Genomic DNA, 18,471 nt, shown 5'->3' with positions numbered 1-18,471 from the left:
GTATAAAGGGGCACAAAAGAATGGCAGGCCTGTGCCCAATAAAAAGGCCCATTGATTTTACAAATGGCCCTTTATTTAGGCAATCTACTATTCCTTTTCTTTTTAAATACAAGATACTTACATAACTGAAAGCCTAAATAAACCCCTAGGCTCAACCAAAACAGATAAGCAACAATTTCAACGGGTAGCGTAATAGCTTCTCATTGATTGCATCGAAGGAATATACTCAATATTAGCAGCAAGTGAAACAAATAGCGATATTTTAATAAATAGCTTCACATTCTTATTGTTTTAAATAATAGGTATTGATTGAGGTTTCAACCAAAGCGATACAAATTCTTTATCATCATCTATCACAGCTACACAGTTATTAATAAACTCAACTGCATTACCTTTTCCTTCAGGATCGCCTACACATACCCAGCCCGATTGAGTATTGACATAAATGGGCAAATCTTTTTTGTTTATTAAATAGGAACCTATGCCTGACGTTAAGTCACCTAACACTTTTAATGTACCTTTTTTGCTCTCAGGAACCTCATAATTAGATTTAATCCATTCGTTGTAACCACTAAATCCCCATATTTGAACAATTTTATTATCATCATCAATTACTGTAAGATTCAGTTTGTTTAAAACAACATCAAAAGCAATTTCCCGAACAGTCGGTTCCGTATCAAAAGAACATTCTTCAATATCATATATCAAAGTTTTCTGTTCTGCTGTACCAGTATATTCTATTTGGAATTTCATAATCAATGAACAAAGTTGAAGTGATAAATAACATTTGTCTCAGGATTAATGCCCAACTCCCAAATTCCTTGCGAGCCTCTAAATGTACCCGGTACTTTCCAATTCATCCCTCCCTTGAAAGTTGCATCAGCCGCACCTTTACCTGTTGACATAATCTCTTGAATAGTTAATGGCGAATTCATATAAGGTCTTGCTAATTGCCCCTTATTTGCACCTTTAGTCACTACTTCCGTTAAATGTTTACCCGCCGATTTTGTAAAAGTATATTCTGCTGTTTGTACTCCACCCTTTGCCGCCAATCCACCGATTGCTGCCCTGATACCTTTAAGCGCATAGCTTCCAACCACACCGCCAACTTCCCCCGTGGCCCAGAACATTACTCCCTCATAAATGGCTTTCTGTGGATCCCAAACCGAAGCCATCTTCTGACGATAGTCAATATACCGATCATGGTCATACTTTGCCCCGTAATCCGGCGTTCCGTTCAAATTCGTAAAAGGATCCATTCCTCGTGAGCTTCTCCACTCCATCCGTTCGCCTGATGTCATTGAAACAGACGAGTTCACCTGCGCTTCCCCCAACTGTACAACATCCACACCCTCCTTGTAGGTTCCCATATCAAGGTTGTTCACACCGATCGTGTCCAGTCCCATAAAGTCAGCATACTTTACTGGGTTCCCCAGCACGTAGTTGTACGGCGTAAATTCGTGATGGTTCTCTGCAAGTGGATCTACCCCTCCCCACCTTCCTATAACAGGATCGTAGAAACGGAATCCAAAATCATAAGCCTTCAGCTTGTCCTGCAATTCCTTCCCGTTGTAAAGATAGTTATTTTTCGGACTCGGTTGCCCTATTTTCAATTGATATTGCAGCCCGAAGGGATAATAGTCCGAACCGAAGTTGGCCGTGGTCGCCACGGCGTTGGTTCCCCTGAAGCCCGAGCGGCTATTGCCCAGATGGTCCTTCAATACGTATTCGTAGGTGTATCCACTGGTTCCCTTCAGTATCCGGCCCTCTTCCATATGGATCAGCTCCAGTGCCGTGCCGCTGTACTCGATCCCATCAATGTAATCCCGCGTCTGTCCGTTCACCGCATTCACGCTCCGCAGTTTTTTACCGCTGCCATCGTAAACGAAGCTTACCGCGGTACCGTTTGCCGTTACCGTCTGCGGCAGGTCGAGGTAGTTGTAGGTGGTGGCCGTGATGTTGTTCGCGGTATTGGCCGGGTTCACCCGTGTCTTCATGTTGCCGTTGGCATCGTAGGTGTAGGCCGTCGTCCCCGGCAGCATATAGGCAGCCCCGGTATTGGTGCTCCGGTCGTTCACCGAGGCCAGTCTTCCCCCGCTGTAACTGTAAGCGAGACTGTCGGCCGTTTTCCCGTCGCTCGCCCTGCGGTTCAGTGCCGTGATGTTGCCCAGTTTGTCATAGGCGATCCCCTCGCGTCCCTTTCCTCCCGCCATGATCCCTTCGCGCAGCCGGTTTATTGCATCATAGGTATAACCGTAGGTACCGCCGGCGGTAGTCCCGTCCGTATGCTTCCGCGAGAATACCTGGTAGGCGATGTTGCCGTTGTAATATTTGTTCGTAGCCGTATTGTACTGCAGCTGCAGCTGCAGCAGCTCCGAATTGGCATAGCGCAGCCAGCCCCGTTCGTTGTAGGAGTAGCCTATCCGCTGCCCGAAGCTGCCGCCCCCGTTCTCGCTGTGCAGCTGTTTTGCCCGCAGCTGCCCCACGTCATTGTACTCGTTCCTCGCCACAAGCGTCCTGGTACCCCCCGTTACCGTCTTCCAGGTGTCGATCGGGCGGTCGCGGTGGTCATAGGTATATTCCGTGGTCACCGTCAACGCAACCGTGGTAGTGCCCGCATAGTGGTTGCGGGTGCTCTTCTTCAGCTTGTGCGTAAAGGTATATTCGTTGATGATATCATCATAGTTGTTCAGGTTATAGGCCCCGCCCTTATAGTGCTGGCTCAGGGTGCGGATGTTGTCGCCCCGCTCGTCATAGTAGTACACCGTCCACAGGTAAACGTTGTTCGAGCCGATCACTTTCGTCTTTTTGGCAACCAATAAACCCTGCGTCTTTGCCGAGATGCCCGCGGCCGTGGTCTTATTGAGGTTGGCCGGCAGGCCGATGCCGTCGTAGCGGTCGTAGTAGTTCACCTCCAGTATATCGAAGAACGAGGCGTCCTGCGGCATGGCATTGTTGGTATAACCGTGCAGGTTACCCGTGGCGCTGCTGCGCTGCTCCCAATGGGCCGTATGGGCCGATAACCACTGGTCTATCTGCGACTGCGTACCCGATCGGCCCTTTTCCCAGCCCGTGATGATCATCCGCCCCAGCCCGTCGTACTTGTAAAAGCGGTGGTATTTTTTGCCGCTCTCGTTAGGGAATGTGCTGTAGGCCTCCGTCGAGTCCCGCGCCGTCATGTGGAACACCAGTTGGTCCAGCGGGTTGTAGTTGAAGTATTCCATCCCCTTGGCGGGAACCTTTTTATGTGTCATCCGGTTCCGCCTGTCGTAACGGTACTGGTAACAGTGTGCATCCAGTACGCTCTGTGCGGGAAGTGCCGCATCCGCGTTCGCCATCGGTGTCAGCACGAAGCACAGGTTGCCGAAATCATCGTACACGTAGTAGGTGCTGAGGATCTCGTTCACATCCGTCGTCCCGCTCTTATAGGTATTGAAGGTCCGTTTCAGCACCAATCTGCCCTGTTTATCCGTATATTCCTCCGTGGTGTTCAGCCGGGAGGCAAAGGTGCCGCTGCCACCTGCCCAGTTCTCGTCCTTCGTCACCGTTACATATAGCTGGTTCGCTCCGTAATTACCGGTCAGTGACAGCTTGGGAACGCCAGCTGCATAAGTGACAGTATACAGTTTGGCCAGCCGTGTATTAGCTAGGTCGCTGATCGCTGTTGTGTTGTTGGTGGTGTATTCCGTTACCACGGTACGGCCTGTATTGGTGCCCCTTGTGCCCGGTTGCCAGGCCGCGCCGGCAAAGCCCTCCTCCAGTACCCGGTTCAACGGACTGGCCTCGTATACAGGCCTGCTGAATGAAGGGGTGGCGCCGCTTGCCGGTTTGGCGATGGTTACCACCCCTGTCGGCGGTGCATTGTAGAAAGCGGCCTGCTCCGTTACCGCGGCCGCTCGGTAGGCGCCGTTGCCCGTTGCCGCCGTGGCATAGGGCAGGTAGCTCCGGTCTTCCCGCCCGAAGGCATCGTAACTCTGGGCACTGATGATATCCTTATAGCTCGGGCTTGCCTTGGTGCCGATTGTCAGAACAGGCCGCCCCAGCCCGTCATAGTAGCTGATATCCTCCATGATCTCATTGGTCTGCGGTGTGGCCGAGACAGTGGGGCTCAGGTACGTCCGCGTCCGGATGTAGTTCCGGTCTGCACTGGGGCTGCTGCCCAGCGCCATGGGCGGTAATATGCTCGTGATATAGGCATGGAAGCTCGTCGTGCTGAAACCCGGTTTCAGTGTAATGCTCACCGGGTCCGTCTTTACACCTGTTGTGGGCGTGCTCAGCACCAACTGTGCCGATGCAGCCAACGGCAGGGTCAGCGCGGCCATCGCTCCGATGAAAAGCTTTTTGATTGCTTTCATATTGATACGTTTAAGGTCAATAAATAGCGTATGTTTATTTCCTGTTTTCATGACTCTATTGCCTGTAATGGTATTCATAGGTTCCGGTGGTTTTGCTCTGGGTATCCTTTGTTTCCTTCAACCTTCCAAAGCCATCGTAGTTGTAATAGGTGGTCCTGCCCGAAGGATCCGTACTGCTGCTCATACCCACCAACGGTTTATAGGTATACCAGCTGACTGCGGCATTGGGCAGCGCGGCCCTGAGCGGATCGAGCTTGCTTTTCACTAGAGCATCTGTGAGATCGGAAGCTATAAAGGATGTTAATGCAGCACTTCCTCCAAATGCAGTCTGCACTTGGGTAAATGTTGCATTACGGATCTCAGCTACGGGGTATTGCCCTTTATAACTCCAAATGTAGGTTACAGGGATGCCTGCTGCCGGCAGTACCTGTTGCGGATTGCCGAAAGCGTCATATGTATTACCATAAGTCAATCTAACGGCATAGCTTGGATCAGGTGCGAAAGGCCCCGTCCCCGTCCCAATGGGCAGCTGCCCTGCGAATGTGTTGCTGAACTTGAACGTAGATTGGGTGATGGGACTGGCCGTTTCAAGCTCCAGCACCTGGTCCACCAATCCTTTACCTCCCGTCAGGTATTTAGTAATTGTGCCCGAAAGGATGGTCCTCGCCGTACCCACCTCCCGGTATCTTACCTGCTCTACTGGGTAGGCCATGAGGTGCCTGCCTGTTCGCTTCATATTATCGATGAAGGTCGTACCGTTCGCGTAATCTTCGGGATACACATTTGCCCTTACTTCCGTACTGCCGTCACTTTTTGTTACAGCAATGCGAGTCGGCTGATAGTGTTTACTTGTATTATCGTAATAGTTGATTGTGGTACTCGAACTTGTCCCACCGTCATATCGTGTAACCGTACGTGACTTCAATTTTCCGAAACCGGTATAACGTTCAAAATAGGGCAACCTCACGGGATAGCCCACGTCAGTACCTGGGTAGCCAGTACCCTGCACAAAATAATCATCAAGACCGTAATAAAACCCGTTATAGTCAATACCTACAGCATCTCTGAAATCTATGGGGGCGATTTGGGCATTGAAACCTGAAAGATTCGCATAACTGATAAAATCCGTGTTGATTTCTTCTACCGTTTCTTCGTAACTGTTACCTCCCAAATGAGGTGAATAAAAATAATACTCATTATTCTCGGCATAAATGATATCATTACCTCTATACACTTCTTTGCGCAACAAATTACCTCTTTCCCATTCTTTCGGCTCTAACATGGCCATTGAGCGGTTACCGTAATATTCACTGAATAACGGATCCTTATAGGAAAATCTATACTTCGTTTTCAAAGTTTGGGTCGTACCTATACCTAGCTGTTCTTCTGTAACATATTCATATCCGGTATAAGCTCCTGCGGTCGTTTCCAACGGTATAACAGAATTTGAATAATAACCACTTCCATAACCACCGAGAGGATTTTTTATGTCTATAAGAAGCTTATGATGTATAGGAAAGCTTATTACTCGTCCATTTTCGTAAGTATACCTTTTATGTCTGATCAGAACACTTTTATCATAATCCTTTATTTCCTTTATACGTAGGCCCCCCACATTAACATATTGTTCGATAAAATCCAGCTCCCGCCATTTAACTACAAAATTGGTACTATGCCGCTGGTTTATATGATCGGTACTGCTTGTTCGATACAAAATTTTCACTTCCATTTGGTACTTGCCTGGATACATACGGACAGCTTTTGAATAAGAGCCTGCGCGTGTATTGCTATTACAATCAACAGCGCTGAATGACGCAATAAGCGTTCGTTGTCCCGCATTTACTCGATATAAGGCAAAATCTGCACGGCAAGCTTGACAATTGAGCATCTTATCCAACTGGCTTTGCCCAAAATCTGTAGTTATCTCCAAGCCTTTTCCAAGATAGGGAAACGCGTTTTGCGGCACATCGAAGGTTTTCTTCCAAATTCTTTCGTTCAGGGATGAAACCGAATCTGGCCCCGGCACAAAATAGGTCCTGTCATAACCGCTGAAATAAATCTGCTCACTCTTTTCAACAAAATTATCATCCTGATAAGTTAAAAGCATTTCTGCGGGAACATTATTCGATAATGCAGTATGACCTTCATAAATGAATTCGCGAGTTACGCCCTCGGGAAATTGCATGGTTTTTAAAGAGAAAACTTTAGCGCGCTCCCCCACAACTTTTTTGTTACCGCCCACAAACATGTCCGGTTCGATGTTCGGCACAAGTGAAGGATTATTAATCCCGTTATGATAGCCCCAGTAATCACTGCTATACGCGAAACGGGAAGGCATATTTGTTTCCTCATAATAGGTAAAACGATATTTCTGCGGTAGATCAGTTGTAATTGATGATTTTACCGAAACGGAATCGAGCTTTAGACGTTTCACAGCGTAAGTAGCAAAACTTACGTTAGTTGTAGTATAATGATTAGCGCATTGGAAATAACTATAATGAAAATTCACCTCTTTGATCAACTCACCCTTGTTATTCGTTACCCTGATTTTATCCAATGCTTTGGTAGGTAGATCCTCCCGGGCTATATAGCTAAAGGTCATCCGTCCCGATGGAAATTTGATGCTTTCAATCCTTTTATCTGAAAACCTGTTCTCACTATAACTCAGATCGTAACTTGAACCAACGCCAACCATTCGGACTTCCCGGCCTATCTCCGTTAGGAAATAGCTGAAAGATTCATAATTAAAGGTAACACTATCATTCTTCGGCGTGACAAGGTGATTGATATTCCATGAATTGGAGCCAGGCTCTGTCATACCCGTAATGTTTTCAGAAACCGCTCCATTACCGGTAAAAATTGCACGGTTTCCGTTGGGCAGTCTCAATTCCCAACCATCTGCATTCCGCACGACATCTATATCGTCTTTTGGGAATAGGATATACTTGTTCGCTCTTTGACTGAACATATACCTACCGGAATAACTCAGAGCTGAAAAATAAAATTCATCAGGCATAAAGTCTACATTATTGAGATTATATTTCGCATTCCACACGTAGCTTGCCCGATCCGTGAGGTATGGATCAGCCACGTGGTTCTTTAAATTCTTGAAATTCACAATGGAATTGCTTGTATAGAATCCCCTCTCATCTGCACCTCCCCGCCTTTTTCTCGATATCTGGCCACCCAGATCCAGGTTCCATCCCAAACCTACTATTGTGGCTCGTTCATTGACTCTGATACCGCCGGCATTATAGCTGACGCTGATAGGGATGATCTCGTTGCCGACCTGGATCTCGTAAATAGGAATTGAAATGGACGGTCGACCGGAATAGTGGGAAACCGGTGTTTCGATATTTTTGCCAAAAGCATAGCTTTCCGGTGTTTTGATGCCGATATATTTTGGCTCAGTCTGCCCTAATGTACCAAGCCACAGAAGCATCAGTAAACTAAATAAGAAATATTGTTTTTGTTTCATGTGTTTCATCTCTACCCAAACCTTTAATATATCATGTAGTTCTTAATGTGTTATTTATTTTCTAACCGCTTTAGCCTCGCCAGCACGTCTGTAAGTATATTTTGCTGTTGATCGATCACCCTATTTTTATCGATTAAATGCAAAGTCAACTCCTCCACTTTCTTCAGTAACAGCAGATTCATCTCCGCTAAATCCAAACCTTTGTCATTGATTTCTTTCGCCGATGGAACTTCGGGTAAATGTTTATGCTCTTTCACAAAATCTTCGATTTCGGTAAGTGACTGCAGGTTGTAATCCGGTTCAAACACATAATCAGGAACGGATATGTCTGTTTTTATTTTGATTTCTTTGGCGAGGATATTGCCGTTGACGGCTAGTTTGGCTTGGGGATTTGTTGTGCCTATGCCAACATTACCGCTTGTTGCCCCCTTAGCAGAAGCCAGAATGACATCACCGTTAGATTTAAAGCTAAGAGGTGCATAATAACCTGTATTTTTCCTTATTCCATAGAACTCGAGCGAGGTGCCTGGTGACGCGCTATCTGAAAAATACCCATCTTTTCTATGACTAATATACCATGCCCAAACCGTTCCATCCGGTAATGCCGATATACTCTCTTTTTTGAAACCGATATCGGTGTAGGCACTTGCGTTCCCTTCGCCAATGAGGGTGATCCCTTTACGCTCTGCACCATGATTAATTTCCAATAAATCTGTTGGTGAAGTAGTTCCTATTCCCACTCTGCCATTCAGATCTTCAACCAGCATTTTCCTCCAGGCCTCCCAACCGGCGTTCAATCCGGATCTTACATAGATATCCCCATTGGTAAAAGCCAGTTCATGTGCCTTACCACCGGAGTCATCTCTCCAACCACGCAAACCGACTACCGTTGAATACATACTCGGAAATGAAAGATTGATAGATGTATTCCGCTTAAAATGGACCTCAAAAGCCTGGGCATAAGAAGTGGGTAGTGTTACCGCATCCCGTGTGTCCGAAATGGTAAGTTTGGTTTGCCCGTAAACTTTCGCAAAACCTATTAAAAGGATGGACAATAGAAGCTTCTTCATCATCATATTTTTATGTGTTACTCTAGTGGATTTTATCTTGAAGCCTCTTCATTTCAGAAGCCAGTTGCTCAAGTCTTCTATTCATACGGCTATTTTCTTTTTCCTTTTCAATTAAATGCAAAGTCAACTCCTCTACTTTTTTAAGAAGCAACAAGTTCATCTCTGCCAAATCTAGTCCCTCCTCTCCTATTTCCTTCGCTGAGGGAATTTCCGGGAGATGCTTATGCTCTTTTACATAATCTTCGATTTCTGCAAGTGGTTGTATTTTGTAATCGGGTTCGAAAACATAATCGGGAACGGATATATCGGTTTTTACTTTGATTTCCTTAGCAACAATGTTTCCTTCCACTGCCAGCTTCGCTTGTGGATTTATGGTACCGATACCTACGTTGCCATTATTCAACATAACGTGTTGATCGTTTCCGTTCGGCCCAAAATAAATTCCCCCTCTGTTGTCTTTCACCGTTCCATTCCAATTTGCCTGTAAACGTATTGTAGACATTACATTGGCGGATGAGCCTGCTCTTAACTGTATTTGGGAAGCATCCCATTTAGACGATATTTCATAATGAAGCGTCCGTTGTGTCAGATCCATTGATCCCAGACCTGCTTGCAGCTCGGTAGGACTTAATTGCATTACAACACCTGCGTTAGCAACTTTTAAGAGGTTCGTTTTTGTCGTACCCATAACCTCTAGCTTTTCGAGGGGAGAAGTTATGCCGATGCCGACATTTCCCGTAGCAGGAAAGGTATTTTGGGCATAACATATCCCCCCGGTGCCCATTAATAAAATGAGTACAAGAAATTTCATTCTCATATTTTCAATTATTTATTACTATTATTTACTAATAAGCAAATCCGTTAATTATCTTTCGCTTAGCGTTTTTTCTAATAACCACAGACAAGGCTTAGGTATTAGCACAGCAAAAGGGCTACAAAAAAGCACCTCCTCTACGTTTCAGCATAAAAAAAACAAAAATAGATGGAAATTAAAGTTCAAGTTGTATTCCGCATAGCAAACAGGTTTAGTTGTTTGATGTAAAAATATTCAACAGTTTTGATATTAGAAAATTTATTTTAATTATTAACAATTTGATTGTTTAAAATTGACAAAAAAAGTTAATCAGGGCCGATTCGACTTATTCTTGCAAATGATGGATTGTAACAAAGGGATAATTTCCCTTGCGGTTTAGTCTTAGCTTTTCGGAAAAAGACTCAACGAGTTTTCTTTCGACAAGGCTCCTTAATACTGTTGAAGGAATGAAAAAGGATAGAGACTTTTAAAAAGAAGAATACACAAAACAATACCAGGAGAATAACATCCTTAAAGAAAAACTAAAAAAAAAGCAAATAAGTCGTTTCAGTCCGGAAAGAGCAATCACATTATAAAAAACCGTTCCTAAAAAGAAACGGCTTTAAACGTCTGTATTAAATCTTTATTTTTTCTTTTTAGCTAGATCAGCGCGAACTTTTTGGACGAAGTCAGTAGAAACATTAGCCGCCTCGGCTGCCGCTTCTACACTGAATCCAAATTTAGTTAACAGATTCGCTACAAATTCTTGGCTTTTTTTGGTCTCACCTTTTACTTCACCTCTACGGAAAAGCGGATCCCGTTCTTCCTTAAAAAATTTTGTTATCGCTTCCATAGCTATATCCAATTGATTCTCTAATTTACGCAATTGCACCAATACCCGCAATTGATTAAAATACCTACTTTCCGACAGATCTCCATCGGAAACCGATTTTATTTCCTTTAGAATTGTTAAGACAGCCTCTAATGGACTATCATTTACAAAGTTAGCCAAACCGCAGCGAAGCAAGCTCATGAACACCTCTAAAATAGACAAGTGGTGAATATCTTGCCAATATTTTCTCCTCGGGTTTATCAGACTTAAGAAATATGATAATTACTTCCATCTTGATTTTTCTACTAAGCCAAGACTTTCGTCAAACTTTGAATCACTTAGAACTTCAAGTTTCCTTTTTTCCATTCGCTTAAAGTCGTTTCTGCCGTTAGCGAATCTATACCTGAACCCTTTACAATTTCCTCCAAGACCTTTATTCCTTCTTGTTCATTAACTGCCAACCAATAATAGGCCCCTCCAGTCGTCACAAAGTTCGCCCACCGCCCCCCTTTACCATACGATTTGTTTACCCATCATTGGCATTGTCTACAATTCTTTCATATACATTTGAGGCTGTCTTTATACCTGCTGCATTGCTTTTGGGTTAAACGGTTTCAATTCATAGATGATACCTTTAGATGCGTCTAAGGAATCTATCCTTCTACCACTCAGCAAGACATATTCTTTGAACATTTGTTGTGCAGGGTTGTATAATCCTGCTTTATAAGCGTTGTGCATTTCCTGTCCGAGCTTCAGACTGGACTTGGTATATTGAACTCCCCCTTAGCGGCATCAACTAGTTCTTATACTTTCTATTTCTCTTTTGATAAAAACAGAGCAAGCTTTGGCAGCAGAATCGAATTCAAAACATTCACTCCTTTGTCCATCTGAATTAATATTACCAACTACGTACTTACCATTGTCTTTCTTAATAAAATACCAACCATCAGTACTTCTTTTATTGCTGGACCAAGAAAGCCAATGCTCAATACAATTTGAATGGTTAGTCAATTCTTGTAAAATAATACTTTCGGCTATTTTACTATAAGCATTGAAGTAACCTGTATTTTGTAACAGCGAATAAATAGACTGATTATTATCACCCTTAGCAAACTCGAATGGAAGAAATAATATTTTTTTAATTATGTGTTTTATGTCCGTATCCATCATTTTATTAATTGTGTTCCACTACTATTCAGTTTGTATCCCTTATTCATAAGATAATCAAGCTCCTTTCGTAAATATCCACCCACCTTATTAATATCCTTTACAGGGTTTGACAATATAATTTTGTCACCTCTTGCAATTGTTCGATCTAAAAACTTCACATTAGCTGCCCATTGCTCAGCCGGAGACATTTTATTCCATACGCTGGAAGGAATACTAAATCTTCTTGCATTGAGCTGAGAGGCTAAGTTTATATAGTCAGGGTATTTACCTAATACCGTTGTTCCTCCCTTAGCGGCATTTCCAAACAAATTTTTGGGAAGAAGCCTAATAAACCACGTTTTGGGTATATATTTCCCTAAATTTAAAGCTGCTATTGCTTCTCCCCCCATTAGCCAAGCTACCCCCTCTGCTGATTCCTTAAAATATGTAGCGCGCTCTTCACCCGTCATATTTGCCTCTGCCGGACCAGGGCCGTAATAACGTTCTTCCTTTTGCTGAGCCGTTTTCTTCTTTTTTCCTCCGTCGTCCTGTTGCTCACTATTATTACCATCTATATCGAGGTAATTCAGCACTTCTTCCCACTCAACTGTCAAACCCGTTTCGCTGTCATAATAAGCAGCATCATTACCATGCTTGCCATTCCACTTAGGAGCCATCCCATCCGGGTCTATGAACCGTACCGGATTATCAAAGGCATAATTATACGGCGAATACCGCCTCATCTGCTCCGCCAAAGGGTCCATCGTTCCCCATCTTCCTATCACCGGATCATAATGCCGCGCTCCATAGTCATAGGAACCCAGGCCATCCTGTAGCTCTTTACCGTTGTAAAGGTAATTATTTTTATAACCGCTCGTATATTTGTTCCGGTTCATCCCAAAAGGATAATAATCATCCTCCTGTATGCGCCTTACCGCATTGCTGTTGATGTCAAAGCGGTAACGGCTGTTGCCCAAATGGTCTGCCAGTGTATATTCATAACTGTAGTTACTGCCATTCTTCTTTATTACCCCAGCAGATGTATGGATCAGGTCAATGGCGGTACCGATATACTCGATACCATCGATGTAGTTTCGCGTTTCCGTAGCTGATACCCTTCTTAGCTTTCTGCCCGTGGCATCATAGAGATATGTTATGTTCAGCCCTGTCTTGGTGGCCGTCTGTGGCAGATTTAAGTAATTGTACGTTAAGCTCACCCCGTTCCGTCCATCTACCGTCACATTACCATTGGCATCGTAACCGTAGGCGGCTGTTGCCAGCGGGCCGCCGCTGATGCCGGTCAAACGGTTACCGTTGTACTGATAGGTACCGGCAACCCCTCCATCGCGTGCCAGCGTTCGGATATTCCCATCCTTGTGGTAAGTCAATACCTCACTCATGACCACGCCTGTGCTCGTTCCGCTCAGTAAGCGGTTCAGCCGGTCATAGCTGTACACAAACTTATTGGGCAGCGAAGTACCTGCGCCCCAGGACTGCTCAGCTATATTGCCATTGTACTGCGGATTAGCGCCCCCATTATAGGTCAGCGTTTCACTGAACTGCGGCGAAGTGATCTTTGTTGTCCAGCCCCGCTCGTTATAGCTATAAGCCGATGCTTGCAGCCCATTGTGCAGCTTCCTGTTCAGTATCTGTCCCACGCTATTATACTGGCTCTCGCTAATGCGCACCTCCGTCCCGTTATTGACCGACATGAATGTACCGGTCGGCCGCAGACGGTGGTCATATTCCTGCCTTTGTTTTATCCTCGTCGCCGTTCCGGCCACTGTGTTTACCCGCTCCGATGTTTCCTGTTCTCCCGTGAAACGGTAAGTAAAAGTGCTCACGTCGGTGCCGCCCAAGTGGTTCTGCGCATAAGACTTCACCACCTGTCCTTCGTCATCGTAATAGTTTACCGTCCATAGGTTCGAAGCCGGGTTGCTGCCCAGTACATTCACCCTGCTCGCCACCAGCAACCCTTTCAGCTTGGACGTGTAATTGGCAGACTCATTGTTCGGCAGCCCCGGTATACCCGTATAACGATCGTAATAATTCAGCACCAGTGTTGTGCCTATCGCAGTGGTGGGCCAGGCTTTATTGGTATAACCATTGCCTGTTGTGGTACGCTCTTCCCATAGATTTCCTGTTGTCTGGGCATTGACAGCTGTTCTTACGGCATCCACCGCGGACGTATTTACCCAGAGTCCCCGTAAAATCTCCCTGCCCAGACCATCGTATTTCATCACCGTCCATTCGTTCCGTGCACGCTGGCTTGCATCCTGTGCAGCAACGGCCTGATCCAGTTTATTGTAGACTATGTATTCCTTTCCTTTTCCCGGCAGCTGCTTTTCGATCATCCGGTTGCGCTCATCATAGCGGTACTGATAGGCAAAGGCCGCCAGCTGCGTAGCATTTGGCACCGCCGTACCGTCCGGATTGAAATCCGTACCCCTGCCCGGCGGCAGTACATAGGTCAGGTTGCCCAGGTCATCGTATACATAATAGGTGCTCAGCATCTCCTGTGTGCTGCCATTCAGGTTAAAAGTCCGCGTTAACACCACCCTGCCCAGCTTATCCCGATATTCTTCCACGGTGTTCAGCCGTCCGTTAAACCCGGTGGCACTCGTCCAGTTTTCATCTCTGCTAATCTTTACCGACAACATCCCCGCAGCATACGCTCCGTCAATGGTTAAAGTAGGCACCCCCGCTGCCGATAGGCTTACTCCGTAACGCGCAACCCGTCGGGTGGTGGCTAAGGTGGTAAAAGCATCTTCGTTATTGCCGGCATATTCCGTTATTATCGTTCTACCGGAACTCGCCGTTCGGCTTCCCGGCTGCCATACCCCTCCGGGAAAGCCTTCCTCTTTTACACGGCTCAGCGGCGACACCTCAAATACCGTACGTGCAAAAGGTGCTGCCGTAGCCGGTTGCCCGGCAGGCGGCGTATTATTGTAATAGGTAGCCTGAGCGCCCACGGCGTTGCCCTTGAACGCACCGCCTGCCCCGGTAGACGTCACATATGGCAGGTATTTACGTTCCTCCCGACCAAAGGCATCATATGCCACCGGTGTCACCACATCTGTAAAATCAGGTGCTTCCTTTATTCCTATCTGCTGTAGTGGACGCCCCAGGCCATCCAGGTACTGAATGTTCTGCATTGCATCATTTGTAGTCGGTGCTGACGGCGCACCCGTAAACGGCTTAAGGTAAGTAGTCGTTAGCACGTAATTCTGTGTCGCCGTTGCGCTGGTACCTAAGGGTGCCCACGCCCCCTCAATAAAGATGCGCAGGTTGCTGCCGGCGGGGACTGTAAAGCCGCTTTTCAGTGTTACACTCTGCGTGGCCGAAATGGTAGACTGGCCACTGTAAGTTGTATAGACCGGGTTCGGCTGTGGTTGGGCGAGCAGTGAGCCCGTCCCGCAAAATAACCCCACCAGCAAAAGACCAAGATGATAATAGTTTTTCCTTATTTTTTTCATGATCATGGCCTCCTATTGGTTACGGTAATTATATTTATACTCCTCTAGCAGATTCCCCTGCTGGTCACGCACGGCTTTCAGGCGGTTAAACTCATCATATTCGTAGGAGGTTTTCCTTCCCGCTTCATCCAGCTGACCGGTAAGCCCGCGCAGCGTATCATGTTTAAATCTTACAATGGATGCCTCTGCCGGTAACCCGTTCACCAGCGGTGCCAGAAAAGCGTCAATCTCCGCATCCGTTGGCGCCGTTTTGTTGCGAAAAGTTTCGATGGCTGTAGCGCCTCCCAATAAGGTTTGGATTTGACTATATTCCATGTTGGCAATCTGTGCAAGCAGATGCATACCTCCGTAACCCCAGATATAAGAGACCTTAGGGCCGGTGGCTTGTTGAACCGACAGGGGGGCTGCATGCGAATCATATTGGAGATAAATGATCCTGTCTTCTTCCGCCAACGCCATTTTCTTGGTTTTTACACGCTCAGGCGCGTAAAAATTGTTGTTCCATTTAGCATACTTCGTTGTTCTGGCTGTCTGCTGAATACCGCCAACAGAAACCTTCTCCTCAATCACCGGGCTGATGATATTTTTGTCGATCATTCCCTGATAGATCGAAGCATCGATATTAGCGGTCACCATATCCCTGGGGTAGTTTAGCACTGTCTTCACTTCCCGGTTACGGCTGTCGATTAAGCTTGTCTGCTTCAGGTAGTAATTGGCCGCATCATAAGTATAGTTGGTAGTGGTGATCACCGGTGTTTGACCGGGCTCGCTTTCTGTTACTTTGGTCTGCCGTAGTTCGGTACGCCCTTCCATTGGATTTACTGTTGCCATTAAAAAATAATGGGGATAGGCTAGGGGATTTATCCAAAAAGCAGATTCCTTTGCAAACTGTACTGGAGAAATGATTACCGAACGGAAATTTTCCACGCGCGTAGGATTGGCTGCATAGCTATCCGTTATGGAACCATAGGTATTCTCTATAGTACGGATAATCTGATTACTGCTATTATAAATTTCCTCTCTTTTCAATTTCCCATAATACCAAGAAGCATATTGCGGAGGCACAAAAGGGAAGTCTTCAGAAATATAAGGAGGCGATTCATTAAAATTAGTAAAATACCTAACCGTCTTCCCTAAATAATTCCCACCCTGCCCAATCTTTTCTACCACTCGCTTATAAGTCACCGGACTGCCATTCACAAAAATGGCAGGATTTACGCCTCCCGAAGTGCGTACGATATAATTAGGATTAGTAGGATTTCCTCTATACACCGGTTCTCCAGGTGTACTTGGAGACTCTTCAAAATCATAGGAAGCCAAGTAACTATAAACGGGCCTAATCCCTAGGGCTCCAGAGGAAGTCACTCCGTCTTCCATCGTATACTCGTATTCACGCACCTTAACAGGAGAGCCACTGTTTTCACTGTAATCCGATATCCGTTTCACTCGGATTCCACCAACAAATGGCTGCACATGCCGGAGTACCGTATCATAACTACCTCCTGGGTTGATTTCGCGCCAGCCAATCTCCGTATAGTTATAATACTGCGATAGATTGATCGTATACACCTTGAAATAGTAATTGGCATTCTTAATCAAATTATTGACACTAAAACTTCGTTCAATGGGATTTACATTACTGGCAGAAAAATTCACCTGTTGGGTATTCAGCAATTGATTCGAGTTATTATACAGCTCATACTTGATAGCTGAACTGCTTCCACTTCCATCTGGATACACCGTCAACTTAAATTGAGTGGTTGTATTATTCTCTCCTTTAAAAGCAAAAGGAAATTGCGAAGGTGATTGATCACTGTTTAATGACTCGTTTATACTCCGATCGGTGTAGGGCGGTAGCTGTACTGTAACCGGAAGGTTCTGTTCCAACCAGTTGTCCTTTGCCTTATTTGCCTCCATCTCAAAAATAGTATGCCCCCCTGTAGGATAGGCTATTTTTTCCAGACTACCTGCTTTTACCCTATTTTGATCAGTATCCCTATTTCCTCCTAAAAGTTCCCTATATGGAGGGTATTGCCCCCCTGGGGCACGGAAAAATTCTCGCGGTATCCGTTCTCCGTTATTATTATAATTGGCATAACCCCAATGATCTTGTGCTCCACTGAACCGCGCGGGTAATACCTCTCGCTGAAAATAGGAAAAGGAATAAGGTTTTAATGCTGTTTCATTGGGACCCCCAAATTCCGTAACCGAAAGCAATGTTGCCCTTCCACTTAAGGAATAGTCCTGATGAAGCTTGTAACCCTTTATTACAATACCCTTACGAATTGTAATCTTATCCAATAGTTTCGCTGTTGGAGATGAAATCAAATCCAGTCGACTGGCTGTTTTATAGGTGAAATCCACTTGATTTCCATCTGGAAAAGTAATCAGCTTGATTCGCTTACCTACAACACGTCGGTCTTCCCCGACGCCATACGTAACTGATTTACCTTCATGCGTAAGCGAAATAGCATGCGTAGCTGAACCCGGTTGTTTATCATCGAAATTATACGCTTCATACTGGAAGGTAATTTTATCTTTTCCTGCGGGATGGACAATTTCTGATAAATACCAAGACGAAGTATATTGTTTTTTAGTAGGTAAAAGCAGATTATTTTCTATTGTTTCACAATCATTAAAAACAAAAGTGTAACCTTCTTCATCTAAAATTGTGATTTTCGTGATTAGTGGTTTACCGTAAATATCGTTGCTAATCGTATAGGAAATTTTGAGTTTTGCCTGCTCAATCAACAAAACATCATTGTTCTTCCCTAATAGAAAACGACCGTTTCGACCGTTAAAATTGTAGTTGAACAGATCGTTTTGGCTATCCATCAAACCAGCATTTATTTTATTGAAGATTCTATCATTGACCATTCCACCAGCGTTACCTTGAATGATATCAACAGGCATTGCCTTATACAAAAAACCGTCTATTGGGTACTCATCGTAAATACCCCTTACAGTTCTGGATACCACACCACCAGCATTCAGTGCCCAACCAAGGCCTACATCAGAGGCCGTTTCATCTACTTTAATACCGCCCGCATGGTAATCAAGCGATATATTTATATCTTTTCCAAAATTTTTGTTGCTCCAGGTGTAGATCGGCACCGTTACCTGAGGTATCCCCGTTGACGGGCCGACCGGTATATCGCCGAATTTGTTCAACGCACTTACATTAGGTGATGGCGGTGAAACATTGTCTAGACTGGGCATCAATGGGTTACTAACGCTTGGATTCGTTCCGGTCTGCGCTACAGCGGTTAAGCTTTGGCTCGCTATGATAATTAGTCCCAAAAAACGGAGATGCTTCAT

At 45.2% G+C, this 18,471-nt stretch carries 10 protein-coding genes and 1 pseudogene; all 11 read right to left on the bottom strand.

Annotated features, from left to right (window positions below; genetic code table 11):
* Window positions 1-291: 291 nt before the first annotated feature.
* The 11 genes and pseudogenes from RYH73_RS06300 to RYH73_RS06250 all read right to left on the bottom strand — a co-directional run bounded on the left by RYH73_RS06300 (window position 292) and on the right by RYH73_RS06250 (window position 18,471).
* Window positions 292-753 carry a hypothetical protein gene (locus RYH73_RS06300; protein WP_335312550.1) on the bottom strand — a complete coding sequence of 154 codons (462 nt, stop codon included), beginning with the start codon at window positions 751-753 and terminating at the stop codon, window positions 292-294.
* A 2-nt stretch (window positions 754-755) separates the two neighbouring features.
* Window positions 756-4,433, bottom strand: a complete 3,678-nt coding sequence (locus tag RYH73_RS06295) for a DUF6443 domain-containing protein (RefSeq protein ID WP_335312549.1) — start codon at window positions 4,431-4,433, stop codon at window positions 756-758.
* Entirely contained in the window at window positions 4,411-7,833 is a 3,423-nt protein-coding gene (locus RYH73_RS06290; protein ID WP_335312548.1) for an RHS repeat domain-containing protein, read from the bottom strand. The genes RYH73_RS06295 and RYH73_RS06290 overlap by 23 nt, the downstream gene beginning before the upstream one ends.
* Before the next feature lie 50 nt (window positions 7,834-7,883).
* Window positions 7,884-8,909 carry a hypothetical protein gene (locus tag RYH73_RS06285; protein WP_335312547.1) on the bottom strand — a complete coding sequence of 342 codons (1,026 nt, stop codon included), beginning with the start codon at window positions 8,907-8,909 and terminating at the stop codon, window positions 7,884-7,886.
* Between the two features lie 16 nt (window positions 8,910-8,925).
* On the bottom strand, window positions 8,926-9,720 hold the full coding sequence (locus tag RYH73_RS06280; RefSeq protein WP_335312546.1) for a hypothetical protein: 795 nt from the start codon (window positions 9,718-9,720) through the stop codon (window positions 8,926-8,928).
* A gap of 619 nt (window positions 9,721-10,339) precedes the next feature.
* The gene (locus tag RYH73_RS06275; RefSeq protein ID WP_335312545.1) at window positions 10,340-10,729 is read right to left on the bottom strand and encodes a hypothetical protein; all 390 of its coding nucleotides are present in this window, start codon (window positions 10,727-10,729) and stop codon (window positions 10,340-10,342) included.
* Between the two features lie 137 nt (window positions 10,730-10,866).
* Complete coding sequence (locus tag RYH73_RS06270) at window positions 10,867-11,016, bottom strand: hypothetical protein (protein WP_335312544.1); 150 nt, start codon at window positions 11,014-11,016, stop codon at window positions 10,867-10,869.
* 91 nt (window positions 11,017-11,107) lie between these two features.
* Window positions 11,108-11,287, bottom strand: a pseudogene (locus tag RYH73_RS06265) (hypothetical protein); the annotation flags it as partial.
* 33 nt (window positions 11,288-11,320) lie between these two features.
* On the bottom strand, window positions 11,321-11,698 hold the full coding sequence (locus tag RYH73_RS06260) for a hypothetical protein (RefSeq protein ID WP_335312543.1): 378 nt from the start codon (window positions 11,696-11,698) through the stop codon (window positions 11,321-11,323).
* Window positions 11,695-15,153, bottom strand: a complete 3,459-nt coding sequence (locus RYH73_RS06255; RefSeq protein ID WP_335312542.1) for a DUF6443 domain-containing protein — start codon at window positions 15,151-15,153, stop codon at window positions 11,695-11,697. The genes RYH73_RS06260 and RYH73_RS06255 overlap by 4 nt, the downstream gene beginning before the upstream one ends.
* 12 nt (window positions 15,154-15,165) lie before the next feature.
* Window positions 15,166-18,471 (bottom strand): RHS repeat domain-containing protein, encoded by a 3,306-nt coding sequence (locus tag RYH73_RS06250; RefSeq protein WP_335312541.1) that lies wholly within the window; start codon window positions 18,469-18,471, stop codon window positions 15,166-15,168.

Origin of the sequence: Olivibacter sp. CPCC 100613 (genome assembly GCF_036959255.1) — a bacterium.
Classification (GTDB): domain Bacteria; phylum Bacteroidota; class Bacteroidia; order Sphingobacteriales; family Sphingobacteriaceae; genus Olivibacter.
This window is presented reverse-complemented; position numbering and strand designations above follow the sequence as displayed.